General features: G+C 66.1%; 26 protein-coding genes, 5 pseudogenes and 1 riboswitch. Of the genes and pseudogenes, 15 read left to right on the top strand and 16 right to left on the bottom strand.

The features are described 5' to 3' along the window. Positions 1–175 precede the first annotated feature (175 nt). Positions 176–427, top strand: a complete 252-nt coding sequence (locus E0H75_RS40185; RefSeq protein ID WP_131518989.1) for a hypothetical protein — start codon at positions 176–178, stop codon at positions 425–427. 103 nt (positions 428–530) lie between these two features. Here E0H75_RS40185 and E0H75_RS40190 read toward each other — a convergent pair whose 3' ends face one another. Beyond that, complete coding sequence (locus E0H75_RS40190; RefSeq protein ID WP_131518990.1) at positions 531–1,334, bottom strand: SDR family NAD(P)-dependent oxidoreductase; 804 nt, start codon at positions 1,332–1,334, stop codon at positions 531–533. A 105-nt stretch (positions 1,335–1,439) separates the two neighbouring features. Between E0H75_RS40190 and E0H75_RS40195 the strand changes: the two genes are divergently transcribed. Then, positions 1,440–2,060 carry a TetR/AcrR family transcriptional regulator gene (locus E0H75_RS40195; RefSeq protein WP_131518991.1) on the top strand — a complete coding sequence of 207 codons (621 nt, stop codon included), beginning with the start codon at positions 1,440–1,442 and terminating at the stop codon, positions 2,058–2,060. A 280-nt stretch (positions 2,061–2,340) separates the two neighbouring features. Here E0H75_RS40195 and E0H75_RS40200 read toward each other — a convergent pair whose 3' ends face one another. The 8 genes from E0H75_RS40200 to E0H75_RS40235 form a co-directional block, all read right to left on the bottom strand. After that, positions 2,341–2,985 (bottom strand): maleylpyruvate isomerase N-terminal domain-containing protein, encoded by a 645-nt coding sequence (locus E0H75_RS40200; RefSeq protein ID WP_202873407.1) that lies wholly within the window; start codon positions 2,983–2,985, stop codon positions 2,341–2,343. 125 nt (positions 2,986–3,110) lie between these two features. Further along, entirely contained in the window at positions 3,111–4,325 is a 1,215-nt protein-coding gene (locus E0H75_RS40205; RefSeq protein ID WP_165554399.1) for a PucR family transcriptional regulator, read from the bottom strand. Between the two features lie 148 nt (positions 4,326–4,473). Beyond that, entirely contained in the window at positions 4,474–5,202 is a 729-nt protein-coding gene (locus tag E0H75_RS40210; protein WP_202873408.1) for an SDR family NAD(P)-dependent oxidoreductase, read from the bottom strand. A gap of 38 nt (positions 5,203–5,240) precedes the next feature. Further along, a complete protein-coding gene (locus E0H75_RS40215; RefSeq protein WP_131518994.1) occupies positions 5,241–6,887 on the bottom strand; it encodes an AMP-binding protein in 1,647 nt (548 codons plus the stop codon). After that, complete coding sequence (locus tag E0H75_RS40220) at positions 6,884–7,090, bottom strand: OB-fold domain-containing protein (protein ID WP_131518995.1); 207 nt, start codon at positions 7,088–7,090, stop codon at positions 6,884–6,886. The genes E0H75_RS40215 and E0H75_RS40220 overlap by 4 nt, the downstream gene beginning before the upstream one ends. Then, complete coding sequence (locus tag E0H75_RS40225) at positions 7,090–8,250, bottom strand: thiolase C-terminal domain-containing protein (RefSeq protein ID WP_131518996.1); 1,161 nt, start codon at positions 8,248–8,250, stop codon at positions 7,090–7,092. Before E0H75_RS40225 ends, E0H75_RS40220 begins: the two co-directional genes overlap by 1 nt. A 339-nt stretch (positions 8,251–8,589) precedes the next feature. After that, positions 8,590–8,982 carry an NUDIX hydrolase gene (locus E0H75_RS40230; RefSeq protein ID WP_131518997.1) on the bottom strand — a complete coding sequence of 131 codons (393 nt, stop codon included), beginning with the start codon at positions 8,980–8,982 and terminating at the stop codon, positions 8,590–8,592. Between the two features lie 27 nt (positions 8,983–9,009). Continuing rightward, positions 9,010–10,299 carry an MFS transporter gene (locus tag E0H75_RS40235; protein WP_165554401.1) on the bottom strand — a complete coding sequence of 430 codons (1,290 nt, stop codon included), beginning with the start codon at positions 10,297–10,299 and terminating at the stop codon, positions 9,010–9,012. 210 nt (positions 10,300–10,509) lie between these two features. Here E0H75_RS40235 and E0H75_RS45155 point away from each other — a divergent pair. Continuing rightward, positions 10,510–10,734, top strand: a pseudogene (locus tag E0H75_RS45155) (EamA family transporter); the annotation flags it as partial. A gap of 524 nt (positions 10,735–11,258) precedes the next feature. Here E0H75_RS45155 and E0H75_RS44435 read toward each other — a convergent pair. Further along, complete coding sequence (locus tag E0H75_RS44435; protein WP_131519000.1) at positions 11,259–11,609, bottom strand: ArsR/SmtB family transcription factor; 351 nt, start codon at positions 11,607–11,609, stop codon at positions 11,259–11,261. A gap of 104 nt (positions 11,610–11,713) precedes the next feature. On the opposite strand from E0H75_RS44435, the gene E0H75_RS40250 reads away from it, so the two are divergent. The 3 genes and pseudogenes from E0H75_RS40250 to E0H75_RS40260 all read left to right on the top strand — a co-directional run. After that, positions 11,714–13,177: an MFS transporter gene (locus E0H75_RS40250; protein ID WP_131519001.1), complete on the top strand. Its 1,464-nt coding sequence runs from the start codon at positions 11,714–11,716 to the stop codon at positions 13,175–13,177. A 185-nt stretch (positions 13,178–13,362) separates the two neighbouring features. Then, positions 13,363–14,103 carry a maleylpyruvate isomerase family mycothiol-dependent enzyme gene (locus E0H75_RS40255; RefSeq protein WP_202873409.1) on the top strand — a complete coding sequence of 247 codons (741 nt, stop codon included), beginning with the start codon at positions 13,363–13,365 and terminating at the stop codon, positions 14,101–14,103. A gap of 71 nt (positions 14,104–14,174) precedes the next feature. After that, positions 14,175–14,371, top strand: a pseudogene (locus E0H75_RS40260) (Mu transposase domain-containing protein); the annotation flags it as partial. Between the two features lie 247 nt (positions 14,372–14,618). Here the strand turns inward: E0H75_RS40260 and E0H75_RS40270 are convergent. Then, positions 14,619–15,572, bottom strand: coding sequence for a metallophosphoesterase (locus E0H75_RS40270; protein WP_131519002.1), 954 nt, complete (start codon positions 15,570–15,572; stop codon positions 14,619–14,621). Positions 15,573–15,595: 23 nt separating this feature from the next. Further along, a riboswitch (ZMP/ZTP riboswitch) is annotated at positions 15,596–15,672 on the bottom strand. 311 nt (positions 15,673–15,983) lie between these two features. Here E0H75_RS40270 and E0H75_RS45160 point away from each other — a divergent pair. Both E0H75_RS45160 and E0H75_RS45165 read left to right on the top strand, forming a co-directional pair. Next, a pseudogene (locus E0H75_RS45160) lies at positions 15,984–16,208 on the top strand (helix-turn-helix domain-containing protein); the annotation flags it as partial. 12 nt (positions 16,209–16,220) lie between these two features. After that, positions 16,221–16,663: pseudogene (locus tag E0H75_RS45165) on the top strand (transposase); the annotation flags it as partial. Positions 16,664–16,680: 17 nt separating this feature from the next. On the opposite strand, the gene E0H75_RS40280 reads toward E0H75_RS45165, so the two are convergent. Continuing rightward, entirely contained in the window at positions 16,681–17,472 is a 792-nt protein-coding gene (locus E0H75_RS40280; RefSeq protein ID WP_202873413.1) for an SDR family NAD(P)-dependent oxidoreductase, read from the bottom strand. Between the two features lie 229 nt (positions 17,473–17,701). Next, positions 17,702–18,583 (bottom strand): LysR substrate-binding domain-containing protein, encoded by an 882-nt coding sequence (locus tag E0H75_RS40285; protein ID WP_131519003.1) that lies wholly within the window; start codon positions 18,581–18,583, stop codon positions 17,702–17,704. Positions 18,584–18,653: 70 nt separating this feature from the next. Between E0H75_RS40285 and E0H75_RS40290 the strand changes: the two genes are divergently transcribed. Genes E0H75_RS40290 through E0H75_RS44440 form a run of 5 tightly spaced genes read left to right on the top strand, consistent with a single transcriptional unit; the run spans position 18,654 to position 21,423 of the window. Continuing rightward, a complete protein-coding gene (locus tag E0H75_RS40290; protein ID WP_131519004.1) occupies positions 18,654–19,574 on the top strand; it encodes a PhzF family phenazine biosynthesis protein in 921 nt (306 codons plus the stop codon). Next, on the top strand, positions 19,571–19,888 hold the full coding sequence (locus E0H75_RS43805; RefSeq protein ID WP_202873414.1) for a hypothetical protein: 318 nt from the start codon (positions 19,571–19,573) through the stop codon (positions 19,886–19,888). Before E0H75_RS40290 ends, E0H75_RS43805 begins: the two co-directional genes overlap by 4 nt. After that, positions 19,885–20,205, top strand: a complete 321-nt coding sequence (locus E0H75_RS40300) for an antibiotic biosynthesis monooxygenase (protein WP_131519005.1) — start codon at positions 19,885–19,887, stop codon at positions 20,203–20,205. Before E0H75_RS43805 ends, E0H75_RS40300 begins: the two co-directional genes overlap by 4 nt. A gap of 4 nt (positions 20,206–20,209) precedes the next feature. Then, positions 20,210–21,223 (top strand): amidohydrolase family protein, encoded by a 1,014-nt coding sequence (locus E0H75_RS44870; protein WP_337589529.1) that lies wholly within the window; start codon positions 20,210–20,212, stop codon positions 21,221–21,223. Continuing rightward, a complete protein-coding gene (locus E0H75_RS44440; protein WP_337589530.1) occupies positions 21,109–21,423 on the top strand; it encodes an amidohydrolase family protein in 315 nt (104 codons plus the stop codon). The genes E0H75_RS44870 and E0H75_RS44440 overlap by 115 nt, the downstream gene beginning before the upstream one ends. Before the next feature lie 525 nt (positions 21,424–21,948). Here E0H75_RS44440 and E0H75_RS40310 read toward each other — a convergent pair. From E0H75_RS40310 to E0H75_RS45170, 3 genes and pseudogenes are all read right to left on the bottom strand, one after another. Continuing rightward, positions 21,949–22,158 (bottom strand): hypothetical protein, encoded by a 210-nt coding sequence (locus tag E0H75_RS40310; RefSeq protein WP_131519006.1) that lies wholly within the window; start codon positions 22,156–22,158, stop codon positions 21,949–21,951. Positions 22,159–22,564: 406 nt separating this feature from the next. After that, positions 22,565–22,972 carry a LysR substrate-binding domain-containing protein gene (locus E0H75_RS43810; RefSeq protein ID WP_202873415.1) on the bottom strand — a complete coding sequence of 136 codons (408 nt, stop codon included), beginning with the start codon at positions 22,970–22,972 and terminating at the stop codon, positions 22,565–22,567. Between the two features lie 47 nt (positions 22,973–23,019). Continuing rightward, positions 23,020–23,409: pseudogene (locus tag E0H75_RS45170) on the bottom strand (LysR family transcriptional regulator); the annotation flags it as partial. A 72-nt stretch (positions 23,410–23,481) separates the two neighbouring features. On the opposite strand from E0H75_RS45170, the gene E0H75_RS40320 reads away from it, so the two are divergent. Further along, positions 23,482–24,420 (top strand): carbon-nitrogen hydrolase family protein, encoded by a 939-nt coding sequence (locus E0H75_RS40320; protein WP_131519007.1) that lies wholly within the window; start codon positions 23,482–23,484, stop codon positions 24,418–24,420. Between the two features lie 23 nt (positions 24,421–24,443). Further along, complete coding sequence (locus E0H75_RS40325) at positions 24,444–25,574, top strand: trans-sulfuration enzyme family protein (RefSeq protein WP_202873416.1); 1,131 nt, start codon at positions 24,444–24,446, stop codon at positions 25,572–25,574.

Here is a 25,574-nt window from a genome sequence, read left to right on the forward strand (position 1 = left end):
GGTCCACATCGAAGGCGGCGCCCGCCACAAATCCACCTGATATCCAGTACGACAGCTGAGTGAGTCAGGTGAGCTCGGCGCGCAGGATCGATGCTGCGCAACAGAATCCGAGATCTCGACGTAAGGAATCCGAATGAACCCAAATGCTCGCGCGGTGTGCGCATTCTTGTGGATATTGACGTTTGTTGGCTTCCTGATCATCGGGTGGCTGGTGATTTCCCCGCCTGCCTCGGGATCGGCGACGGCCACCTGTGATTCCGTGCTGGGTGCGGAGGCTTATCGGATTCATGGCGAGGTCACCAAGACGGCGATCGAGACCTGCGCGGCCGGGCAGACGAAGCGTTCGGGATGGGCAGCGCTGCTGGCTGTGCCGGTCGCCGTACTCGCCTCAGCTGCCATGACGAAGGGGAGCCCGAGCGCCGGCTGAACCGAACCCGGTGCGGTCCCGGCTCTCGGCAAGCCACCTCAGATAACACCTATCCGTGCGGCAGTCCCCGACGAGCGTCGGGCCCGGTGGGGACTGTGCGTGGTCAGTTGACAGTCGGAGTGAACCCACCGTCGATCCGTAGGTTGGCTCCGTTGATCGAAGCGCTGAGTGGACTCGCGACCAGCGCGGTCAGGGCGGCGATCTCGTGGGGTTCGGCGAGGCGGCCTGACGGGTTGGCCAGTGGGCCGCTGATCAGCGCACGAGTAGCGGCGTCGGCATCGTCTCCCATTCCGTGGTGCCGGGCAAAGGTGAGGGCGAGGTCGCGGAACCCGTCAGTCAGGGCGGGGCCTGGGCTGATGGTGTTGGCGGTGACCCCGGTGCCGGCCAGTTCCTTTGACAGGCTCACGGTGAGATTGGAAAGCGCGGCCTTGGTCGCGCTGTAGGCAGCCCTCATCGGTAGCGGGCACGGGTGCGCGGCGCTGCCGATCTGGATGACCCGACCCCATCCGGCAGTTCGCATCGCCGGGGTCAACGCCCCGATCAGCCGGACCGCGGACGTCACGTTGGTGTTGTAGAGGTCGAGCCACTCCGTCGGGCCGCCCGCCATCCAACCCTCGTCACCGCCCGTCGCGGCGGCGTTATTGACCAAGATGTCGACGTCGCCGGAAGCCTCCACCGCGGCGACGACCATTCGCGCACCAGCTTCATGGGCCAGGTCGCCCAGCACGATCGTCGCCGCGCCGCCGATGGCGGCAATGACGTTGGCCGTGGCCTTCGCCCGCTCGGCATCACGTCCGTGCACCACGACGGTGGCGCCCTCGGCAGCCAGGGCGATCGCGATGGCCTGGCCGATCCCGCTGGTACTGCCGGTCACCAGGGCACGCTTTCCGTTCAACTGCAGATCCATGGGTGCTCCTCGGTCGTTGCTGCATTTTCATCGGACATTCTGTCTTTCGCTGAACATGCTGTCTTCCGATGGACGCTCTGTCAAGCCAAAGGTAAGGTGTGAGTCATGGCCAACCGGAAGTACGAGCAGCGGCTGCGTGCGGACGCGGCTGAGCAGACGCGCCGCAGCATCTTGGACGCGCTCTACCAACGGCTATGCGAGGCACCGACCGAGCCGGTTAGTGTCGAACGGGTCGCGGCCATGGCGCATGTGTCGCGATCAACGATCTACCTGGTGTTCGGCTCACGGGCGGGACTCTTCGACGCACTCGGCGACGACCTGCGACACCGCGGCGGCTTCGACCGGGTGGCCGACGGTTCTGGCGACTCCGATGCTCTCCAGGCCCTGCAAGAGTCGGTCCGCGCCGCCGTGCCGACCTTCGCCGAACACCGTCAGGTACTGCGTGTTCTCTACTCGATGGCGGCACTGGATCCCCAAGCCGTCGGCGGAGTGGTGGATCGTATGGCGAAGGACCGCGCCACCGGGCTGGCCTGGCACGCCGAGCGCCTGGCCGACCAGCGCGTCCTGCGTTCGGGCCTGGCCCCTGCCGACGCGGTCGATCTGTTGTGGGCGGTCACCGGTTTCGAGTTCTTCGACCAGCTCTACGCCGGCCGCGGGCTTCCTCTCGCCACGGTCGCCGACATCATGGTGACCGCTGCCGAACGCCTGGTAGTGCGAAGCTCCTGACATCTGACCACACCGGCCGAGCGTTGGCGGTCAACGTCCGCTCGTGCCGCAGAGCGCGCCTCTTGAACGCTCCAGACGTGCGGCGGGAGGAGATCGTTGCCTCATGGGCCTCCGGAATCAGCGCCGTCACCCTTCTGATGCCGGAGGCAACAATGGGACAAGGGATGTGCCGAGCGACGTCCACATTCCGTTGGGCAGCCAGACACCAGGAAGATGGCTAGCAAATGTCGCCGCCGGCTCCAGAAAACCTGCGGTGTGGGAAATTCGAGAACCTGCGCCGCTAGAATGCGGAGATAACTTGCGAACGCTCCCTACGGGTAAGAGTGCTTATCACCGCTGACTGACCATTACGGCGCACGGCTAAGCGGACCAGCAGGTCGCGCACGGGCGCGAAGACTTCCTCCGGGAATCGCGGCGTCGGGACTCCGACACTCAGCGCGAGGTCGTCGGTATGAACGACGATCTCCAGCATGCGGGTCAGCAAGAAGTCATCTCGGCGCAAGGACCAGCCTTGCCAAGGAATCAACACCACGTCAGCAGTGGTGTGGCTCGCAAGCAGCGTCGTCAGCGTAGCGAGTGCCTTGTCGACTCGAGTCCTGAGTGCGGCTACGCCAAGCGCAGCCTCGGCCTCGGCTGCGGTGCGGTCATTGGGCGGGTCATCCGGAGAGCTGGTCATGACCCATGCAGCCCGATGGTAGTGCTCGTCAACCGAATCCAGCGGTGGGATGGCGGTTGTAGCCTGCAGGAGCTCTGCGGCGAGCGTCAATTGCCGCCCCAGGTGACAGGCTAGTTCTCCGACGGACATCTTTGGCAAGACGCTCGGCCGTAGCCATCGATCGGACACCTGGGCTTGTTGGACAAAATCCTCAACAAATTCCCCGGCGATCGGAAACACCGCATCCCAGCGGTCAGAAGTCGAATACACGTGGCAAGTCTGCCACCATCGCTGGGAATCGCAACCAAGCCAGAGCGTTTACACGGTTTGTAGGGCTATTTGCTGAGCCGCTTCATCCGGACGAGGAGAGCCTGTTGGGAGCGGCCGTTCGATCCTCACAGAGCTGTGGGGCCCACCGACGCCTCGAGGACACGCAGAGCGCGCAGCCCTAGGTGGAAGGTGAGCCGGTCATTGCCGTCGGCAAGGTTCAGTCCGGACAGCTCGCGAATCCGGCCGAGGCGGTAGTAGAGGGTCGTGCGGTGGACATGCAGCGTGGTTGCCGCCGCGGGTGGCGATGCGGCGACGTCGAGATAGACCTCTGCGGTCTGCAGCAGTACCCCGGAAGGGTCGGCGGCCTTGAGCGCATGTATGCCACCGGGGACCAGGCGCTGGAGTGTCCGGGCGCTCATGTCGAGGAGGACGCTGTAGACACCGAGGTCGTCCCAATCCACGATGTCGGCCCGGTCCTCGAGGACCAGGGCTCCGCGTGCGGCTGTGACGGCCCGCTCGTAGGCGACGCTTGCGTCGGTGAGGCCGTCAGGGCCGTGCGCGTAACCGACGACAGCTCGCTTGACGTCAGCATGTCCTGTGAGTCGGTCGATGACACGTTGCGCTGTGAGTTCCACTTTTGTGGAGGATTGTGCCAGAGCGAGCAGCATGACGCCTTGCCCATCTCGGCTGAGGTAGGCACAGAGCGCTGACCCAGTCATGGCGGCGACAGCGGTGAGCGCGGCGCGCATGAGGGCATCTGCTTCGGGGGTGGACATGGCGTGACCGGCGACCGTTTCCACGACCACGACCTGAACGGGAGAGCTCGCGGCAACTGGGACACCGTCGGGAGCTGCCCGGGCAGCTCGTTGTGCGGTTTCCTTCTCGGGCGCCAGCAGATCGGCCAGCCAGTTCTCTTTCGCTTCTTGCTGTCCAGCCTGTTTCTGCGCGATGCCGCTGAGAATGACGGCGATGGCGGCGGCTGCATGTTCGGCTCGCTCAAGTTCCCTGGTGGTGAGGGTGCATGCTTCGTCAATCATCATGAGGTAGCCGAGGAGTTGTCCTTGCCAGCGGACGGGGGTGCAGGAGCGGCGCTTCATACCGATGTCGTCGTTCGACGGGATGAACCCGGACTCACTCCAGGTGGAGACGCGCTGTGCCTTGATGTGCTCGATGGCAGCAGGCTCAGCCTGGCGTTGCAAGATGCCTCTGACACGGACGGTGTCTTCGTCGCCGAGGTGGGCGCTGTGGGTGATGACGCGGATTTCAGGTGTCACGACCACGATGGACCGTGCGACTTCGGCGGCAAGGGTGTCGACGATGTGCCGGATGTCCTCAGTCATGTGATTGATCCCCGCGTCAGGCATGCGGCTGGAGTTGGCGCGCAACGCACGTGCGTCTCAGCATACTGCCGCCGTCGCGCAACCTTGTGCGAATTGTGACGGCCGGCCCCGCGATTGTGCGCGCCCGGGAAGCCGGCCGGGCTTTGGCTCAACGCGCGTTCATCCTGATGCCCCCGTCGAGCCGGATGGTGACGCCGTTGAGCATCTTGTTGGTTGCCGTGTAGGCGACCATGGACGCGAACTCTGCTGGGTGTCCGGGTCGCTTGGGGAAGAGCAGTTGGCTTTCGATGCCCGCCCTCGCCTTGCCTGACACCTGCTCGTTGTACATCGGAGTTGCGAAGACACCTGGTGCGATGCTGACGACTCGGATGCCCCGGTCGGCGAGGTCGCAGGCAGCTGCCAGCGTCATACCTGCGACGCCGGCCTTGGATGCCGCGTAGGCGACCTGTCCCACCTGGCCTTCGGTCGCCGAGACTGAAGAGGTGAGGACGCAGACGCCGCGGTGACCATCGATGTCGGGCTTGTTCAGCGCCATGACTGCGGCGCCTGCGCGGAGGAGGTTGAGGGTACCGAGCATGTTGATGTCCAAGACGCGCGCGAAAGAGTCCGAAGCTTGCGGCTCCCCGGTCTTTGGCAGGAGTCGTTCAGGCCCCACGATGCCCGCGCAGGCGACCACCAGGCGGAGCCCGCGGGGCGCTTGGGCGGCCGTTTTGGCAGCAGCCAGACACGCGTCGAAGTCTCGGACATCGCCGCCGACGTGCTGAGCGGAGGGATGCCCGTTCGAGGTCAGGTCGAGGATCGTGACTTGTCCTCCGTAGCTGGTCATCAGATCGGCGACTTCGGCGCCGAGGCCGGACGCGCCGCCTGAGATCAGCACGCCGTTCCCGCGCAGAGCCGACCCCACTGGTTCGGCTGTCATGACTCCCGTCCGATGTGGATACCGGCACCGATGCGATCCCATTCGGCACCGGTGACGCCGCGCTTGCGGATTTCGGCCTTCGTGATCTTCCCGCTTGGCGTCTTGGGCAGCTCCGGGGCGAACTCGACGTAGCGCGGAACGGCGAAGTACGGCAGGTGGGCTCGACAGTGATCAACGAGTTCCTGCGCGGTGACGCGCTGGTTGGTGACCACCACGACCTTGATGTCGTCTTCACCTTCGTCTGCGGGAACGCCGACGGCGGCACATTCGATGACGGCTGGGTGGGAGCCAACGGCAAGCTCGATCTCGAAAGAGCTGATGTTCTCACCTCGTCGACGAATGCGGTCTCGGATGCGGTCGACGAAGTAGTAGTAGCCGTCGTCGTCGACCCGAGCCGCATCCCCGGTGTGGAACCACAGGTTGCGGAATGCTTCGGCGGTCACTTCAGGCATGCCGTCGTAGCCGGCGGCGATTGTCCACGGGTGGCGAGGCCGGACGGCGATCTCACCCACCGCCCCGCGGCGCACCGGCTGGTCGGTGTCCGGGTCGAGAAGAGCGATTTCGAACATGTCGCCGTACGGCTTGCCGGAACTTCCGGCGCGAACGGAGTCGCCGTCGGGGCGCCAGAGCACCAAGGAGATCTCGGTCATTCCGTATGCCTCGACGCAATCGAACCCGTAGCGCTGGGGAAAGGTCCGTGCGAGTCTTGCCGGCATCGGGATTGCCAGGACGCGTCGCAGGGAGTGCTCGGCGTCGCTGACTTGCGGCGGCTGCGCATCGAGGAACTCAGTCATGACACCGAGGAGGCTGGAGACGGTCGCGCCGCTGGTACGGATGTCATTGAGCCAGGCTGACGCGCTGAACCGATTGGCCAGGTGCACGTGGGCGCCGGCGATGAGTGAGGCGTACACCTGTGCCCATTGGGCATTGCTGTGGAACAGCGGCAGGCACACGTAGTAGGTGTCGTCGCCGGTCAGGGCGAGCCGGTCGGCGACCTGGCGTCCGAGGAGGTACGCCAGACCGTGAGGAGCAAGGACGCCTTTGGCCGGCCCGGTCGTGCCGGAGGTGTACATAATGCAGGCCAGATCGCTATGGGTGACGGGGACAACCTCGGCAAGTCGTGGTGCGGCGGCGATGTCAGCGAAGTCGATGCTCGTCCAGCGGGTGGGCGCCGAGAACTGGCCATGCACGATCACCGTCTCCAAAGACCTGAGGTCATCGGCGACCTCTTCGAGTCGTGCCATCAGGGCGGCGTCGACCACGGCGACCTTGGCTCGGCACAAGTTGACCGGGTGGACCAGGGAGTGTCCTCGATTCGAGACGTTCACAGGGACCTCGACTGCCCCGAGCAAATTGACTGCGAACCAGGTCAGAACGAATTCCGCAGAGTTCTGCATCAGCAGCAGCACCCGGTCGCCGTGCCGTACCCCGCTGGCTCGGAGTCCGGCAGCGACACGCTCAGCACCAGTCAGCGTCTGGGCGTAGGTGAGGGTCTGGCCGGTCACGTCGGACAGGAACACGGCATCGGGTCGCGCGGCTGCCTGGCTGCGCAAGACGTGTCCCAGGACCCACTCGTCCGGGTGCGGCTTGAGCCCCGTATGAGGCGTCGGTCGACGCAGATTGTCGATGGCGAGGTCGCTCACTGGCCTGCTCCCGCGACGGAGTACAACGTGTAGTCACCGTCGTGGCTCACAGCTGAGACAGGCGTTCCGATGCGTACCGGGATGTCGGCGGCAGCATCGAGCCGCCCGGTGATGAGTTGGGCACCGTCCCGGATCACGCCGATGACGTAGGGGGCGTCGGGAACGCCGACGCGGATGACCGTGTACGACTCGAGGGTCTGCATCACGCGGCTCCAAGAATGGTGACGGTGGCGGTGGCACCAGCGCCGCCGAGGTTGTGGGCCATCCCGACATGCGCGGCGGGAAGCTGGTTGGCCGCGGTTCCGCGGAGCTGGCCAACCACCTCGTGAACTTGGGCGAGGCCGGTTGCTCCAACAGGGTGGCCGCGCCCGAGAAGCCCACCGCTGGGATTCACGACAACCCCTGGGCTGCCGTTCGTGGTGAGCCCCTCGGCGATCGCGGTATGCGCTTCGCCGTGAGCAAAGAAGCCCAGGTCCGCGACGTTGACGAGCTCGGTGATGGAGAAGCAGTCGTGCAGCTCCACGACGTCGATGTCCCGAGGGCCGAGACCCGCACTCTTGTAGGCACGCTGAGCCGCGGTGACAGTCGCCGGGAAGCTGGTCAATGTCTCCATGTGCCGGATGCCCACAGGTCCGGACGTCTGCTCGCACGCCAGCACGCGCACCGCACCGTTCCGCGAGCTGGTTGCGTGGGCCCAGTCGGTGACAACGACCGCGGCGGCACCGTCGCTGATGGGTGAGCAGTCGAGTAACCGCAACGGGTCCGCGATCAGTTTCCCGGAGGCGATCTGATCAGCGCTCACAGTTTCACGGAACATCGCGTTCGGATTCGCGACGGCGCAGGCACGGTTCTGCATGACGACAGCTGCCAAGTCGTCGCGCGTGGAGCCGTATCGGGCGGCGTGCGCGTTCGCGACCAAGCCAAAGAACCCGGGAAATGTCAGGCCGGCCGCGCCGTCGGTGGCCATCTCCCCCGCTTCGGTCAGGAGCTTCGTGATGGCTTGCGTTCCCGGACGCGTCATGTGCTCGGCGCCGATGCACAGAGTGGCAGTAGCTGCGCCGGCGGCCACGGAGAGAACGCCATGACGAAGCGCGATGCCGGCGGACCCGCACGCGCCCTCCACATTGGTGGTGGCAACGCCGGCGAGCCCAAGCCTGAGCGCAAGCAGGGATGCGATGACGCCCTGGCCGTCGATTCCGCGGCCAAGGAAGTTGCCGAAGTAGACAGCGTCGATCTCAGACCGCTCAAGGCCTGAATCTGCGATGGCCATCTCCCCCGCCTCCACGGCGAGGTCGATGAGGGTCTTGTCGGGATGGCGACCGAACGTTGTGGTGGCGGTGCCGGCGACGTAGGTGTGGCGCACGTGGACTCCCTGGTCGTGGAGCTGATTCCCTGCTCCGGCCGCACTGAGACTGCCGGGAGAGGCTGGCAACCATCCTTCGCGCTGCGATCCACTGCGCCTACCGCCCTGTGTTGCAAACCCCTGCCCCGGTCTTTCTCTCTCCGTCGTGCAGTTGCTCGGCGAAGAGACGCGACCGCCGTCCACGACGCGGAGGACCAGGCCGAAGTTCAGCTGACAAACTGCTCGACCAGATCGATGAGCAGTACCACCCTCAGAGCAGGATCCTGGTCAGCACCGACCATGCGATACGCACAACCCGGCGTACCAGCTGCCCCTTCTCGTGCCGCCGAGAGCCGGGTGTCAGAGGTTGGGCAGCACCTGCTCGAAGAACACGCGGTCGGAGCTGAAGATCGGCTGGAGTTGGGAGAACTCGCAGGCCGTGACCCATCTGGCGTCGCTGACCTCTCCGGGGTGGGTGACCAGGTCGCCTTCTTCGGGTTCGGCGGTCCACCAGTGGAGGATGAATGCGGCGTCCTCAGTCTGTGATTCCCAGACCTTGGCGATGGGTGTCACCTTCAGGCCGACTTCCTCGCGTACTTCCCTGACCAGGGCTTCCGCCTGCGTTTCGCCGGGATCGAGCTTGCCGCTGAGGGGTGCCCAGTAGCCCGGCAGCCGGGCGGCTGGGCCGCGCTGAATGACCAGCACCCGCTCGCATCGTCGCACTACGGCGACAATCGCCTCTCGCTTATTCATCAGTTACCTCCGTTGGCTGCTTGGGGCTTACCGTGGGTTGTCCGTTCGGACTTCCTCCAAGTCACGACTTCTGAGCACTCCTGCGCGTCGAGGCCAGCGGAGCCAGAGCAACGAGGTCGCCGTGACCGCGCCGGCGACCACGAAAGCCACCTGCGGGCCATGAAAGCGTGCGACCAGGAGACCGGCGATCCATGAACCCAGCGCTTGCGTAGCCGCGGGAATCGCGACCAGCAATGTATTCGCCTCACCGCGGACGTCGGCGGGAACGGCTGAGTTGGCCAGTGTGGTGTAGGCAGCGACGGCGGGTGCGACCGCAAGTCCCCCGAGTCCAAGGACCACGCCCATCGCTGTCGGTCCTGACGTTGCGGCCAGCAACAACGTCGACACGGCGATCAGACAGAGCAGAACCGCGAGCACGGTCTGGAGCGCACGCCCCGGTGGGCGCCGTGCGAACAAGCCGCCTCCGATGATCGAGCCCAGGCCCCAGAGGGCCAGCAGAAAGCCTGCAGTCCCGGAGTTGGCTGAGACTCGGTCGGCGAACGCAGTCACTGCCACTGTGACGGCACCAAAGGTGATGCCGAGAGCACCGGATGTCGCGACCAGTGCGCCGAACCCAGGCATCCGCAACGGGCCCAGCGGATGAGTCCTCTGGCTCGGGGGTGTCGAGCGCGAGCTCAGCAAGGGATTGACAGCGACGAGCAAGCTTCCTGCACCCGTGACGAAGGCCGCGAAGACCAAGGCTGCCCCGGGCGGAGCGAACGAGACGATCGCTGACACCAGTGCCGGACCGAGGAGGAAGACCAACTCGAAGGTCACGGCATCCAGCGCCAGCGCCGACGCCCGGAGGCGGGCGAGGGGCACCGCAGACCTTTCCTCGCCGAACAGGCCGGCCCAACTGCCCCGCAGGGCCGCGGTCAGAGGTGGGTACGTGACACCGGCAAGGCCACACGCCACATACGTCCAGGCCAATCCGGACCTGGATGCCAACCAGATGCCACTCGTCAATCCCATATTGAGCGGACCCATGATGCGCAGCAGCAGGCTCGGGCCGAGCCGGTCCATCAGACGCCCGACCAGGGGTCCCACGCCCGCGCCGGCGAGGCCGTAGACGCCGGTCGCCACTCCGGCTGCACCGAACCCGTTCCCGGTCCTGATCACGGAGAGGATCAAGGCGAGCGGCGTCATTCCCATACCAAGCCGGGACATTGCTCCGATGACCAGCAGGCGGCGCCCACTCGGCACACTCGCCAGGTACGACGGAACCCGGCATTGTCCACTGCGAGCGCGGTCCATACCGCGGTTGAACAGGCTGCTCACACGATCGAGTCCTCTCTGGTCGCCGGTGCTGGCGCCTTCATGCCCTGGTCCAGCGCCGCGGGTTCCTCGCAGGAGAAACAGGATCGACACTCTACCTCTAATCGAGTTAGCGTGACCATTGTGTTTCATCAGTGACGGAGTGGTTTGCTCCGGGGTGTGGGTGACAGTGAGCCTGGGCGTTCCGTTCCTGTTGATCGCTGAGGCCAGGAGTTGAACGGCGCCGGCGCGCTCCTCTTGGCGGCGGTGAGTTACGCGGGCGGGAACCTGCTGGTCCGCAGCCGGATCCGTCAAGCCGACGCCTTCACGCTGACCTGCGTCCAGATGGGCGTCGCGACTGTCGTGTCCTGGCCTTTCGCCGCGGCTCACGCTGCGCGCGTCCGATGGCAGGCCGGTCCCTGGCTGCCGGTGGCGACTCTCGGCGTCGTCTGCTCAGGGCTGGGCTGGTTGGACAACACCGTATTGCTCGATGCGGCTGGCGGCCGCGGTGATGGTACTGGCATCTATCGCTACGTCTGGCCTCCTGACCCGCTCGACGATCCGGCCCAGCCGGTCCGGGGAGGTACCTGCACGCCGCCCCGAACCCGGATCGAGCGGACCACCCCGCCAGGTCTTCGAGCTCACCGACGCGGGCCGCGCCGACCTCAACCGCCGGTTGAGCGAACCCAGCGAACTGGACATCACCGACCGCAGCAAGTACTTCGTAGGCCTCGCCTTCCTGCACCTCTTGCCTTCGCGGGAGGCACAAGCCGAAGTTCTTCGGCGACGGCTGGACTTCCCGCGAGATCCTCAGCGCGGGTTCGTCGTCGCGAACGGCCACACACTGCCCATCGTGAACGCGCGTCACGGTGCCCAACTTGTGGGCACAACATCATGCTCAACAACCCGGATGGATTCGTGACGGCCACGGCGGCAGCTGTGCCGGGGACAGACGGTGCAACATCCGACTCCCCCGGCATAGCTCAGTCGGATCGCTTGGTGCCGATCAACTTCTCAGGGGCATCGAGGACGACCTCGAACAGGCCGGGAAAGCAAGCATCCAGATCGTCACGGCGCACGGTGAGGATGCGTTGCTGGCCCTGGATACGTGCCTGGATGACGCCCGCCTCGCGCAGCACCTTCTGGTGATGGGAGAACGTCGACTTTCCGATCGTCAGACCCGCAGCGTCCTGGAGCTGCGTGCATGGCGACTCACCGTTCCTGGCGAGTGTCCGCACCATCGCCAAGCGGGCGGGGTCCGCCAGTGCGGCCAGGACCTTGACCAGCCGAAGTTCGGATGCGGCCGGGTGCAGGCCGTCCACCATCACCGTCATGCGTCGAGCATAGGCCAGATCGATCGATAGTTCGACAAACGACGTACAGTTCGATACCTTTCGATCTAATCGATGCTCGTCGAACTAACTGGGGTGTTCTGAGCATGTACGAGTCTCGTCGTTGGGCGATGCTGCCGGTCGTGCTGGCAGGGATGTTCATGTACGGCTTCGACCTCAATGTGGTCAACGTCGCCGTTCCCTCACTGCAGCACGACCTGCACGCGGGCCAGGCTGCCCTCGAACTGGTCGTTGGTGGCTACGCCTTCACCTACGCCGCCGGTCTGATGACCGGAGGTCGGCTCGGTGATCTCGTCGGCTATCGGACGATGTTCCTGCTGGGCATGGCGGGATTCACGCTCGCGTCGACGCTGTGCGGCCTGGCTCAGACGCCGTCCCAACTAGTTGGCGCCCGATTGATCCAAGGCCTCACGGCGGCCGGCATGGTCCCGCAGATCTTGTCGCTGATCACAGTTGGTTTCCCCTCCGACGAGCGCTCACGGGCACTGGCCTGGTTCGGCATCACCGGCGCGGTCAGCGGCGTGTTCGGTCAGGTACTTGGTGGGATATTGCTGGTGGTCAACGTCTTCGGGCTTGGCTGGCGGGCCGTCTTCTTCCTGAACCTTCCGATCGGATTGCTCGTGCTGGCGTTCGCGGCACGCCTGCTCCCCCGCACCACGACCGAGCGACACCGCTCGCTCGACCTGCTGGGCCTCATCGGCATCACCGGCTCACTCGCACTCGCGCAAGCGCCGCTCGTGCTAGGCCGGCAGGAGGGCTGGCCGTTGTGGTCCTGGGTGCTGCTCGCGGGGTCCGTGCCTGCGGTGCTCCTGACTCTCAGCTACGAGCGGCGGCTGGCTCAGCGTGGCGGCAATCCACTCCTGGACCTGGCGCTGTTCGCCAGCAGGACATTCAGTTCCGGACTGTGCATCAGCATCGCCTTCATGGCGAACTTCGCCAGCAGCATCTTCGTGTTCAGCATGCTGCTGCAGAACGGCCTCGGCCTCACTGCCTCGCAGGCGGGCCTGAGCTTCCTCCCCATGGCGCTGTTGGGCACCGTCGCGCCGATGTTCGGTAAGCGGCTCATTCTCACCCATGGTGCGCCCACCGTGATCCTCGCCGGCTGTGTCATCGACGGCGTCGCCGACGTGCTCCTCGCCCTGGCGCTGCATATCCACGGTGCCTCGATCACGGTTCCGTGGCTGGTGATCGGACTTGGCCTGATGGGCCTGGGCAACACCCTGGTCCTGCCCGCACTCATCGGCGCCACCCTCGCCGGCATACGACCGACACAGGCGGGCATCGCGTCGGGCACCCTCAACACGGTCCAGCAGTTCGCGGGTTCAGCCGGACTCGCGGTCATCGGCACCATCTTCTTTGCCGTCCTGAGCGCCGCCCCCACGACCTCGCAGTACGCGCATGCCGCCGAGACCGCGACCTGGATTGGGCTCGGGCTGGTGATCATCATGGCGAGCCTCACCGTGCTGTTCCTTCGTGGGTCGGCGACCCCAGGGGTGCCAACCACCTCGGACGCGTCGACGCGTAGGAGTGAAGACGGTGTGAAGATGTGAGCCGGCATTGCCCAGCAGCCGCGCGGCACACCGCCGGTACGGCGATCACTCGTCCACCTCTGGAGGCTTCTGCCTGATGACCCAGCAACGATTCGGGGAACTGGATCGGCCGGACTCTGACCGCTCCGCGGCACTGCGCGTTCTGGCGCTGATCGTCGGCGCGGGCTCCTGGCTCCGGTGATTCAATGACCTTGGCGCCCTGGCCAGATGAACCGTCGATCAGCGACCTGATTGACGAGGTGAAGCAATCCGCCCGCCGTCTCGTCACGACGGCCGCCGGCCTGACCGATGCCGACATTCGCGGCGCGTCGATGCTTCCGCGCTGGGCGCGCGGCCACGTACTTGTGCACGTCGCGCGGAGCGCCGATGCCTACAGCTGGCTGCTGCGTTCGGCGCGCGGCAGTACGCAACTCGGCAGCAGGCCGACCACGGCTCCCCCGTCCGGCGCCACAGCCCCCGCTCTGGAGGTCACCAGCGACTTGCGAGTCAGCCTGGAAGACTTCGCGGCGGCGATGAGTGAGATGCCCGCAGATGCCTGGCGCCACACGGTCACAGCCCTTGCCGGGTGGCCGCACCCTGCCTGGTTCACCCTGAGGCGATGCCTACGAGAAGTGGAGGCTCACCACGTCGACCTGTGCTGCGACTACCAGATGCGGGACTGGCCCACCTCGTACGTGGCCTGGGCCCTCGACGACACGCTGGTCACGATGAAGGCGCGAGGCTTCCCGCTGGGCTCGGCCGAGGCAATCGATCTCGGCCGCACGTGGACCGTCACGCCGGGCGGACCGGCGGTCGTTGCCGCCGGGCATGAACTGCTTGGCTGGCTCGCTGGCCGCAGCGCCGCACCGAGTGTCAGCTCGGCCGCCGAATTGCCGGTCCCGCCGCCGTGGCCACAGCCGCCCGCCTGGTCGATCCGCATCACGTAGTCGGTTGATACCCGCCAACTGCGCTACAACCTCGCGGCGCAGGCGGGTCGTGCGGCGCCACGGTCCTGGCGGCCATGCCGGCATTGCCGCCGATCCCGCTGCACCTGGGCTGGCGCAACAAGATCCGCCTGGGACGCGACTACGACGTCCGCCTCGACACCAACGACTACACCGTCGACCCGACCGTGATCGGCCGGACGGTGGACGTGGACCTCGAACGTGTGCGGTCCGCTGCGAGGGCCGGGTTGTGGCCGAACATCCCCGCGTGTGAGCCAGAGGAACCACCATCACCGAGCCAACCTTCCGCCGCCGCGGTCTGGCCAGAGCGGGCGTCACCGCGCTGATGGACTGGTTCCGCGCCCCCAACAACCTCCGGCAAGAATCCGGCCAGTTCGGTTGCGACAAGCATCCGATTCGCGGCCCGCCGAGAGCCCGGATTGTGTCGGCGTCCGCCTGTGGAGCACAGGTCATGGTGTCGAGCAGGGTGCCGTCCAGGTCGAAGACGACCGCCTTCATCATCGGTATCCGCCTCGAGAATGTGCCGCAGGACTGCCGTGTAGTCCTCTGTGCGAGGCCGTCGCTGCCTGACTTGGCGCCGGCTCGGACTCCGCGACATCTGCACCGGTCAAGGCGTCGTAGACGTAGACCTCCTCGCCGGCCCGCGGGTCGCGCGCGTGGAGGAGATGGAACGTCGGTGCAGTCGGCTCGGTCACGTCGACCACGGTGGCGCCAGCGCCTAGCACACCGCGCACCAGATGGCGCTCTGCCGTCGTGTCGATCCGGGTGACCACACCCGGGGTCACCCAGAGCGGCACTCCGCCGAGGAACCCACTTGCCTGGAAGTGTAGGTGTCCGGTGAGGATCGCACGTACGTCCGTGCCGCTGACGACGTCCTCGAGCTCGTCGATGTTCTGGAGGACGACCCGCTTGACGTTGGGTATCGCCGGGAACCGAAGGGGCGGGTGGTGAAACACCAGCACCGTGCCGACTTCGGTCGGCGAGGAGAGGAGACCTGACAGCCACCGGAGCTGGCGTTCGTCGACAACTCCGTGAGTCTCTCCGGGAACGAGGCTGTCGAGGGTGATGACTCGCAGACCACCTACCGGGGTGACTGCGGCCCGGAGGTCACCTGCGTTGTCGATGAGCTTGCCGATGTCGGTGCCGTCGGCGCCGATGTGGCCGCTTCCGAGTGCATCACGGAAACCCGTGCGGTCGTCGTGATTCCCCGTGCTGTAGATATGCGGGATCCGCCGCCGGGCCGCGAACTCGCCGATGCGTGCGCGAACTGCGGCACATCCAGCAGCGCTGCCGTCGTCGGCGATGTCGCCGCTGACCACGACGAGATCGAGATCGGGGACATGCCGCAGGTCGTACAGCATGCGTTCCAGCGCAGCGATGGCGTCCACGCCATCGCCGTCACGACCGGTGGCGGACACGTGGGTGTCGGACAGGTGGAGGATCCGGGTCATTGACGCTCCTGGGCAGTCGTCGTGACGAGCACCCAGGCGGTCGATGCTCTGACGTTCACTCCCCGGTGGTGTCCCACCTTCGCCAGTCGTGTGCGGCGAGGTTACGCGCTAGGAGTCCCCGCCGTCCAGGCGCATGAGCGCGCCGAAGGTCGTCAGGGAGCGCCTCGCGGGCGATTTGGCCGTCCTCGGCCTGCCAGCACCAGCCGCGAACCTCGACGGGTACGACCAGTTTCGTTGAAGATACCGGTATCGAATCCATACCCTCAGGTCCGATCCGCGAAGGAGATCCGAGGCAGTAGTTGTTCGAGGCTGGCTTGACATGGCAGAACAACGTTGAAAACAAGGAGAATCGCTATGACCACAACTAGTGTCTTGAGTCATTAATTCGGGGTTAGTTGGTAGTCTGGCGTGATGCCGGGCCCGAAGGTTGATCCGGTGGTGTTGTCCGACGAGGAACGGTCGGTGCTGGCCGGCTGGGCTCGGCGGCCGAAAACGTCGCAGGCGTTGGCGTTGCGGTCCCGGATCGTGCTGCGGTGTGCGGTCGGCGGCACGATCGGCGAGGTCGCTGCGGACGTCGGGGCATCGCGGAACATGGTGTCGAAGTGGCGGTCGCGGTTCCTGGCCGACCGGTTGGACGGGTTGTCGGACGAGCCGCGTCCGGGCCGGCCGCGGCTGATTGGTGATGAACAGGTCGAGCAGGTGATCACCAAGACGCTGGAATCCCAACCACCCAAGGGTGATACGCAGTGGTCGACGAGATCGATGGCTTCGGCGACGGGGATGTCGCAGAGCGCGGTGTCGCGGATCTGGCGGGCGTTCGGGCTGAAGCCGCACTTGGTCGAGACGTGGAAGCTGTCGACCGATCCCCCGCCACCCCAGCACGGATGACCCACGACTACGTGCGGCACGGCACCACCAGCCTGTTCGCCGCGTTCGACCTGGCCAGCGGTTCGGTCATCGCCCAGCACTACCGCCGCCACCGCCACCAGGAATTCCTGCGCTTCCTGAAACTGATCGACGCCGCAGTCCCCAAAGACCTCGACCTGCACCTGGTGCTCGACAACTACGCCACCCACAAAACCCCCAAGGTGAATGATCGGCAGTGGGCTCAGTCGTAGAGTTCGCCGCAGGTTACGTTCGCGATCTCTGCTGTGATCGCGGCGGCATGGTCGGAGGCCAGTAGTACGGCGACGTTGGCCACGTCAGCCAGCATCGGCAGGCGCCGCAGGGCTGTCTTCTCGGTCATCCTGGCCCACCACTCCTGCTTCGTCACGCCCTCATTCTCGGCATGCTGGGCCCAGGATTCTTCGACGCCGGGTGTGTCCGGCGAACCGGCCGAGCGCAGGCAGACAGCTCTGACGCCGTGCGGGCCCAGCTCGGCGGCAAGCTGACGCCACAGGCCTTCGATCGCCGCACAGATCACGCCGAATCCTCCCGTGTTGAGGTACGGCAAACGACCGGCCTGCGCGGTCAGCGCCAGGAGCACCCCCGAGCCGGCCGCGATCATGTGCCGCCCCGCAGCGGTCGCGGTGTTGAAGTGCGCCTCCATCGCCGTACTGACCGGCCCGATGAACCGCTCCCGCCCTGTCTCCACCAGCGGCGCCCCTTGGGTGTCGCCGTAGCCGATCAAGTTGAACGAGATGTCCAGCCGACCCGCTTGTTCGACGATGCGCGCCGTATGCCGCTCGACCGCATCGGCGTCCAGCACATCAACGCCGGCCACCTCGACCGATCCACCGGCAATGGAAACGTCACCGGCCACGGCTTCCAACGGACTCAGCGTACGTCCCGCGAGAAAGATCCGCGCACCGTCGCGAGCAAACGCACGTGCCACCGCACCGCCCACCGCTCCGCCACCGCCGTAGATCACGGCAACCTTGTTCTCCAGCAGCACGATCATCTCCTTGTCCTAGTGGTCAATTGGAACTCGTCTGACACCCAGAAATGCCCGGCAGTCTGTCGCCTGCCGGCGGCGTCGAAACCCCGCGGGCGGACACCAGCATCATCCACATCCACCGCCAGATCATCGGCCCCACATCGCGACCGACGACCCACACCAGGCGCCTGCCCTCGTCCTCGACGATCTCACGAACGCCTGAATCTGCCGCCCACACAATTCGCTGGCACGGTCACGGGACCTTCTGACCGATGTCGTCGACCGATCGGCGCAGCAACCGTTCCAGGCTGTTGACGGCGGCATCAGCGTCGGCGCCGGCTCGCCTGGCGATCGCGATCTCGACCGCCGGTGCGGGCGGAAGGCCGCCCCGCTCGGACGCTCGTCGCCCGGACGGCGGAATGTTGTTCGTCAGCAGGGCACCCAGCCCGATGCCGGCGGCGATTGCAGCCTGTACGGCGTGCACGCTGGTGCTCTGGAACGCGATCGTCCATCGGCGGCCGGTCCGGCTGATCGCGTCGATGACCGGCTGTCGCCACCGGCAGGGATGGGAGAACAGCACAAGAGGCAACGGGTCGGCCGCCGTATCGAAGGACGGTGTGAAGGCCCAGTCCATCGGAACGTGACGCTGCCATCGCACGGAGGCCGCCGGCATCACTGTCGGGTCTCCGAAGACGAGGTCGAGGCGGCCACGGTCGGCGAGTCTGCGCAGTGCGGCCGCGGAGCTCACGATGACCTCGAGGCTGACCTGGGGGTGCAACGTCGCGAAGTCGGCGAGGGCCTCAGGCAACGTAGTGATGGCCAGATCCTCGAGCAGGCCGATGGTGCGCTGCCCGGTCAACTGATTTCGCCGGCCGCTCAGCGCGGCCTGCGCTTCGTCATGCAGAGCGAGCATCCGCTCCGCGTAGGCCAAGAGCGTCTCGCCCGGCGGCGTAACCCGCGCTCCGCGTTGCTCTCTGAACAGGATGCGCTCCCCCACCGCCCGTTCCAGGCGCTGGATCCGCTGACTGACGACGGGCTGGCTCAGCCCCAACGCCACGGCTCCGCGCGTGATGCTGCCGGCGCGCACCGCCGCCGCGAAGGAGCGTAGGTCCGTGAGGTCGAAGTCAGACGCCATAGGGAAACCTTATGTCTGCCATAGCCACATGCCCATATCCAATAGCTGGGCTCCTACGTACGCTCAACTCATGTCCACAAGCCCCCAGGCGTCTGGTTTGGGGTACCACCACGTCGATGTCTTCTCCAGAACGGGATACGCGGGCAACAGCCTTGCCGTCTTCCTCGACCCGCCCGAGCTGACCGCGAAGCAGCTGTCCCGGGTCACCCAGGAGCTGCGGCACTTCGAGTCGATCTTCGTCACCCACACCGCGGACGCACGTGTGTTCGACGCGCGGGTGTTCGATCTGGAGGGCGAACTCGATTTCGCCGGGCATCCGCTACTCGGCGCCGCGGCTGTGCTCCACCTGGCTTCCGACGTGGCGATGGGAATAGAGACGTGCTGGACGTTCCAACTCCCCGCGAGGACAGTCCGGGCCCAGACGCATCAACATCCTGACGGTCACGTTTCCGCGCTGCTGGACCAGGGCCGCCCCGAATTCATCCGGACGCTGTCGCCTGAACAAGCCCCCGCGATCGCGCACGCCCTGGGCCTCGATCGCGGCGATCTCGATCCCACGCTGCCGCTGGAGGTCGTCTCGACCGGGCTGCGCTACCTGATCGTTCCCGTGAGTGACGGTGACGCCTTGGCTCGCGCTCATATCCAGCACTCGGACTTCGACCGGTTCCTTCGAGACCTCGGTGCCCAGTTCGCGTACGTGCTGGACGCCGAGGCTCTCGAGGGCAGGCACTGGAACAACGACGGCGTGGTCGAGGACGTGGCTACCGGAAGTGCAGCGGGCTGCGTGGCCGCGTACCTGCTCCGTCACCGCCTGGCCCGCGATGGCGTCGAGCTCGGCTTGAAGCAGGGCAGATTCGTCAAGCGGCCCAGCGTGATCGCTGTCACCGCCCACGGCACCACGAACGTGGTGGAGCGAGTGACCGTCGGCGGGGACGTTGCCGTCGTCGGGGTCGGATTGTTGCTCGAGGCACCAGCTCTGGACGTCTCGTGAGCGAAAGATTCGAGACCTATTCTCCCTCAGCTATTCGGGACGTGGTCGGCTTCGCCGATCTTGTCGAGCCCGTCGAGAGAGCGTTCGCGGCCTTCAGCCAGGGACTCGGTGAGTCGCCGATCGTCGTATTCGCACCAGCCGGATCCGATGGCGACGTACACGTCAAGTCCGCATTCGACAACCAGATCACGCTGGCCAAGCTCGTCGGACTCGGCGTTCAGGATCTCGCCGCCGCAGAAGTCACCTTGCGGTTGTTACGCGCCGGACCGCCCTACGGGCGCCGACCGCCCCCGTCTGCGCAGGATCTCCGATGATCGTGCGCACCTGGAAGGGTCATGTCCCCCGTCGCCATGCCGACGGCTTCGAGAAGCATCTGCTGTCGACTGGAGTCACGGAGAGTGCCGCCGTCCCGGGACACGTCGGGGCCCAGATCCTCTGGACTGACACCGCGGATCACACCGAGTTCGTCTTCATCACGTACTGGAGGACCTGGGACGCTGTACGTCGCTTCGCCGGCGAGGACATCACCGCTGCAGTGCTCTATCGCGGTGACGAGCAGGACGAACTCACACCATCTACGAAGGTCGATCACCATCGCGTCGCCTTCTCATCAGAACCCAGGAATCCCTGATCACATGCTCGAGCACGCAGACACGGTCGCCATCACAGGCGGGTATGTCGTTCCGGTCGACGGAGATCCCATTGATGAAGGGACGATCCTGATCCGAGACGGCAAGCTCGCCGCGATCGGTCCTATGGCCGACATCCCGGTCCCGCCGCACACGGCGACAGTCGACGCGACCGGATGCTGGGTCCTTCCCGGCTTCGTCGAAGCACACACACACCTGGGAATCGGTGAGGAAGGCGAAGCCGGCGATCCGATCAACGAGGCCACCGACCCGAACGGCGCCCGATTGCGGGCGCTCGACGGGATCAACCCGTCCGACACCGGCTTCACCGACGCGCTGTCCGGCGGGGTCACCACGGCGGCGATCATGCCGGGGTCGGCCAACCCGATCGGCGGCCAGACCGTCGTGGTCAAGTGCTGGGGACGCACCGCCGACGACATGGTGTTGCGTGAGCCCGCTGGCGTGAAGAGTGCACTCGGCGAGAATCCGATCGGGTCGTACGGCGGTCGCGACAGGCTGCCCTCCACCCGATTCGGATCGGCCGCCGTGGTCAGAGACACCTTCGTCACAGCCCAGAACTACCGCAGGCAACGCGATACCGCGCTCGAAGCCCACCTGTCGTTCGACCGCGACCCCACCCAAGAGGTGCTCCTCCGGGTGCTCGACGGGGAACTTCCGTGGTGCCAGCACGCCCACCGAGCCGACGACATCGCCACCGCAATACGACTCGCCGAGGAGTTCGACTACCGGCTCGTAATCCATCACGGGACCGAGGCCCACCTGCTCGCGGATCTGATCGCACAGCGCGGCATTCCGGTTGTCAGCGGCCCACTCATCAGTCCCGCTCCAAGGTGGAGACACGACAGCTGGACCTGCGCAGCCCCGGCATTCTCGCGCGGGCAGGCGTGGAGCTGGCAATCACCACGGACCACTCCACCGTCCCGGTCCACCTGCTGGTCCATCAGGTCACCCTCGCAGTCAAGGAAGGCCTTGACCGTGAGATCGCACTGCGGTCGATAACTGTCAATCCGGCCAGGATCCTCGGCGTAGACGACCGCGTGGGCACTCTGAAGCCCGGCCTCGACGCAGACCTGGTCCTGTGGTCCGGAGACCCGCTCGACGTCATGAGCCGGGCGCTGCGCGTCCTCATCAACGGTCGCGAGGTCTACCGCTATGACAATGAGAGCCGCGTCGGCACAGCAGCTAACCCGTTTCAGTGAGGGCGATGATTCTCTGGCGACCCCTTCGATCTCGAAAGTGACGGGGCGACACCGACTTCGAGAGTTGCCGTTGGCGTCTCGCGCGCGAAGAACCAGGTGGCGACCTCGACAGTGAGGACCGTGCGTTCCTTCAGCCATGCGGATTGACGTGTACGTCGCCGCCGAACCCGGCAAGTCCAGAGCTGGTGCCTCAAGCAACCATCCGGCACGCAGGATGGCAACCTCGCCGCCGACTGTCACTCGCTCGACTGCGCTTGCGGTGCGCCTGGCGGCGACTGCGGTCTCGCTGGGTCGTCCTACGAACCGGCCCATCCACCTGACAGAATCAACACAGGACGGTGGTCTGCAGACCTAAACGGCAGCGAGCGACGAGATCACGAACGATCTGGGTTAGCAAGCGCCGCAACCATCGAACGTGATCAGGCAGGATTCCCCCGAGCGCCGATCCTCGCTGGCTGTGTCGCGCTTGCGCGTTGCACGATGACGTTTCGTCGACCGTGTGTCAACGGCGAGCGGAAACTCGGGTCACAACATCTGGACCGCGGAGTCGAGCACGCGGTGGTCGGTGGTCAGGCTGCGCTCGTACTCGGTCCACGCTTCCTGCAATCGGTTCACGGCTACGGCCAGGTCGGCAGGCGCGGCGACGAACGACAGACGTAGGTGGTGTGCGCACCCGCCGTCCGGGGTGGCCCGAACGCCGGCGAGGACGCGCGCACCCCGTGCTGCGCTCCTCACGAAGGGCTCGGTAGGCACCGATCACCCCCGCCGAGCCGGCCACGCCGAGCGGCGAGATGACCGGGCTGGTGCACACCCGGAGCGGCTCCTGATCTATCCCGTGATCGCCGACTACCCAGCCCATCTGCACATCGATCTGCTGCCGGAACACCAGCGAAAGGGCCACGGACGGGCACCCATGAACCCGCTGCTCAACACGATGCGCGAGCAACCTGTCCACGCTGTGCACCATGGCATGGTAACTGCCACCACGTGCACGCTCGTTCTACGACCGGCTCGCTTCCATGAGATCCCGGTTCCCCGACTCTGTCCCGCTCACCTATCTCGGCCTGCGCCTGTATGCAACCGCGTGTCATCTGCGAGGACTACAGGGGCTGGCGGCTCGCGTCACTTCAAGGCGCAGGGCTCAGATTATGCGGTGGAGAGCGGCGTCGACGGCGTCGAGGAGGGGGTCGCCCTCGGTGCCGGAACGGCGGATCAGTCCGATCTCGACGGTGGGAAGGGCGGGCAGGCCGGGATGGTTCCGGGGAGCGCGGAGCTCGGGGTCGACGTTGGCGGGCAGCATCGGTGCGACGCCAAGTCCGGTGCGTAAAGCGGCCTGGACGGCGACCAGGCTGGTGCTCTCGAAGGCGAGCCGCCATGAGCGGCCAGCCGCGTCGAGGGTCTCGAGGATTGCCGACCGCCACAGGCAGGGCCGAGAGAACAGGATGAGCGGCAGGGGCTCCGTGGAAGGGTCGAGGCTGGGATCGACGGCCCAGACCAGGGGAAACGGCAGGACCAGCGCGGTGGTTCTTGCATGTACCTGACGTCGCATAGCGCGATCTGGATCCGGTTCTTCTTGAGCGCCTGCCGCAACCCTGGGCCACTGGCCACCATCACCTCGAGTTTCGCGTGCGGGTGCAGCATCGCGAACCGGGCGAGAAACTGTGGCAGGTGTGCAGCCGCGATGTCCTCGGCGAGTCCGACGCCGCACTGGCCGGACAGGTCTTTGCCGACGTCGGAAAGAGCCTCGGAGGACAGCGACAGAATACGCTCGGCGTACGGAAGCAGGGCCTCACCGGAGTTCGTCAGGGAGACACCAGAAGTTGCCCGGAGCAACAACGGCTGACCTATCGTGCGTTCCAGTCGTCGCAGCTTCTGGCTGACGGCCGGTTGCGTCTGCCCGAGTGCGGCCGCGGCACGGCTGATGCTGCCCGCTCGGGCAGAGGCGACGAAGGCCCGGAGCAGCGCGATCTCAAGGTCTGGGGGCATAACGATTCATTATGCCCCATCCTCGCAATCGGCCGGTTCCAGAGCCGGCAACCCGCGGATAGCGTCGGCAGCATGCGAATCGCTGCTGCTCAGGCCCGGCCAGTCTGGCTGGACCCAGTCGCCACCACCAGCAAGGTGACGGCCTGGCTGGAAACGGCGTCCCGCGACGGTGTGGACCTGATCGCCTTCCCTGAGACCTTCCTGTCTGGTTACCCGTTCTGGCTGGAGTTCACCAACGGGTCCGCGTTCGGTGATCCTGTGCAGAAGAAGGCGTACGCCGCCTACTTGGATGCCGGGATCGAGGCCGGTGGGCCTGAGATCGCGCAGATCACTGAGGCAGCCCGCGATCTCGACATCTTCGTGTATGTCGGGACGACGGAGCGCGGGTCGGGCCCGGCGCGCGGGACGATCTATTGCTCCCTGTTCGCCATCGACCCGCGGAAGGGCGTCGTGGGCCGCCATCGCAAGCTGGTGCCGACGTACGAGGAGAAGCTCATCTGGGGCTACGGCGACGGATATGGGTTGCGGACGCACCAGGTCGGGCACGCACGCGTCGGCGGGCTGAACTGCTGGGAGAACTGGATGCCGCAGGCGCGGCATGCTCTGTACGCGGACGGTGAGGACATCCACGTCAGCGTCTGGCCCGGGAATCCCAACAACACCGTGGATCTGGCCCGCTTCATCGCGATCGAGGGCCGGGTCTGGTCGCTGGCCGCATGTGGGTTGCTCGCGATCGACGACGTACCACCGGACTTCCCGCTGCGACCGGCACTCGAGGAGACCGGGATCACCGCTATCAGGCGCGGTGGATCCGCGATCGCCGCACCGGACGGCAGTTGGGTCGTCGAGCCGGTGCTCGATGAGGAGCGAATCATCGTCGCCGACATCGATCTCGACATGGTCCGCGCCGAACGCCTGGCACTCGACTCCACCGGTCACTCGAGTCGTCCCGACGTCTTCAGGGTGACCGTCGATCGGAGCCGTCTCGACGCAGCCGAATTCGCCGGGTAGCCGTGGACCTCGAGGAGCCGCATGTGGAGACACTCGTGGTCCATGGCGGTGCGGGCGTCGATCCGCAGACTGGTGCGGTCGTCGAGCCCATCATCATGTCGACGACCTTCGAGCGTGATCCCGACGGCGGTCACAGCCGCGGATACTTCTACAGCAAGGCGGGAAATCCCAACCAGAGCAGCCTCGAGCGGACGGTGGCCACACTCGAGCGTGGTGCCGGCGGAGTCGCTTACGCCAGTGGCTCGGCTGCGGTCCTGGCGGCGCTGAGCATTGCCGGCCAGGGCGGACATGTCCTCGTGCCCGACGACGTCTTCCAGGGCACGATCAGGCTGCTGCGTCTGAGCCTGTCGCGGTGGGGCATCCGGTTCAGCACGGTGGACATGACTGATTCTGCAGCCGTCCGCACGGCCCTCGAGCCTGACACCCGGCTGGTCTGGGCGGAGGGTCTGTCCAACCCGCTGCTGAAGGTGACGGATATCGCGCAGGTCGCCGAGATCGCTCACGAACATGGCGCCTTGTGTGCAGTCGACAACACGTTCGTCACCCCGGTCTTCCAGCAGCCGGTGCGGGCTGGCGCCGACTTCGTCCTCCATTCCGCGACGAAGTACCTGGCCGGCCATGCGGACGTACTGGCCGGTGTGTTGGTAGTTGCCGAGACGTCCCTGCTTGACCAGCTTCGAACCCTGCAGTGGATCGAGGGCGCGACACCCAGTCCGTTCGACTGCTGGTTGACTGCCCGCGGCCTGAAGACCCTCCCCGTCCGCATGCACGCCCATGCCGACCACGCCGCCGAGGTCGCCGCCTTCCTGGAGCAACATCCTGCGATCGACTGGGTCCGCTACCCGGGACGCCCCAGTCATCCGCAGCACGAGCTGGCCAAGGAGGTCATGAGCGGATTCGGCGGCATTCTCTCGTTCACGATCCGCGGGGGCGCGGACATCGCGACGAGGGTCGCCGCACGCACTCGATACTTCGTCAATGCCACCAGTTTCGGTGCGCCGGAGAGCCTGATCCAGCACGTCGCCAGCGCACCTACCCACGGCTCGGGGCACCTGCCCGACAACGTCCTGCGGCTGTCTGTGGGGCTCGAGCACCCAGACGACCTGATCGCGGATCTCGACCAGGCTCTCGACGTCGTTACTCAGAGGGCGTGA

The sequence above is a fragment of the Kribbella capetownensis genome (genome assembly GCF_004331485.1).
GTDB lineage: Bacteria > Actinomycetota > Actinomycetes > Propionibacteriales > Kribbellaceae > Kribbella > Kribbella capetownensis.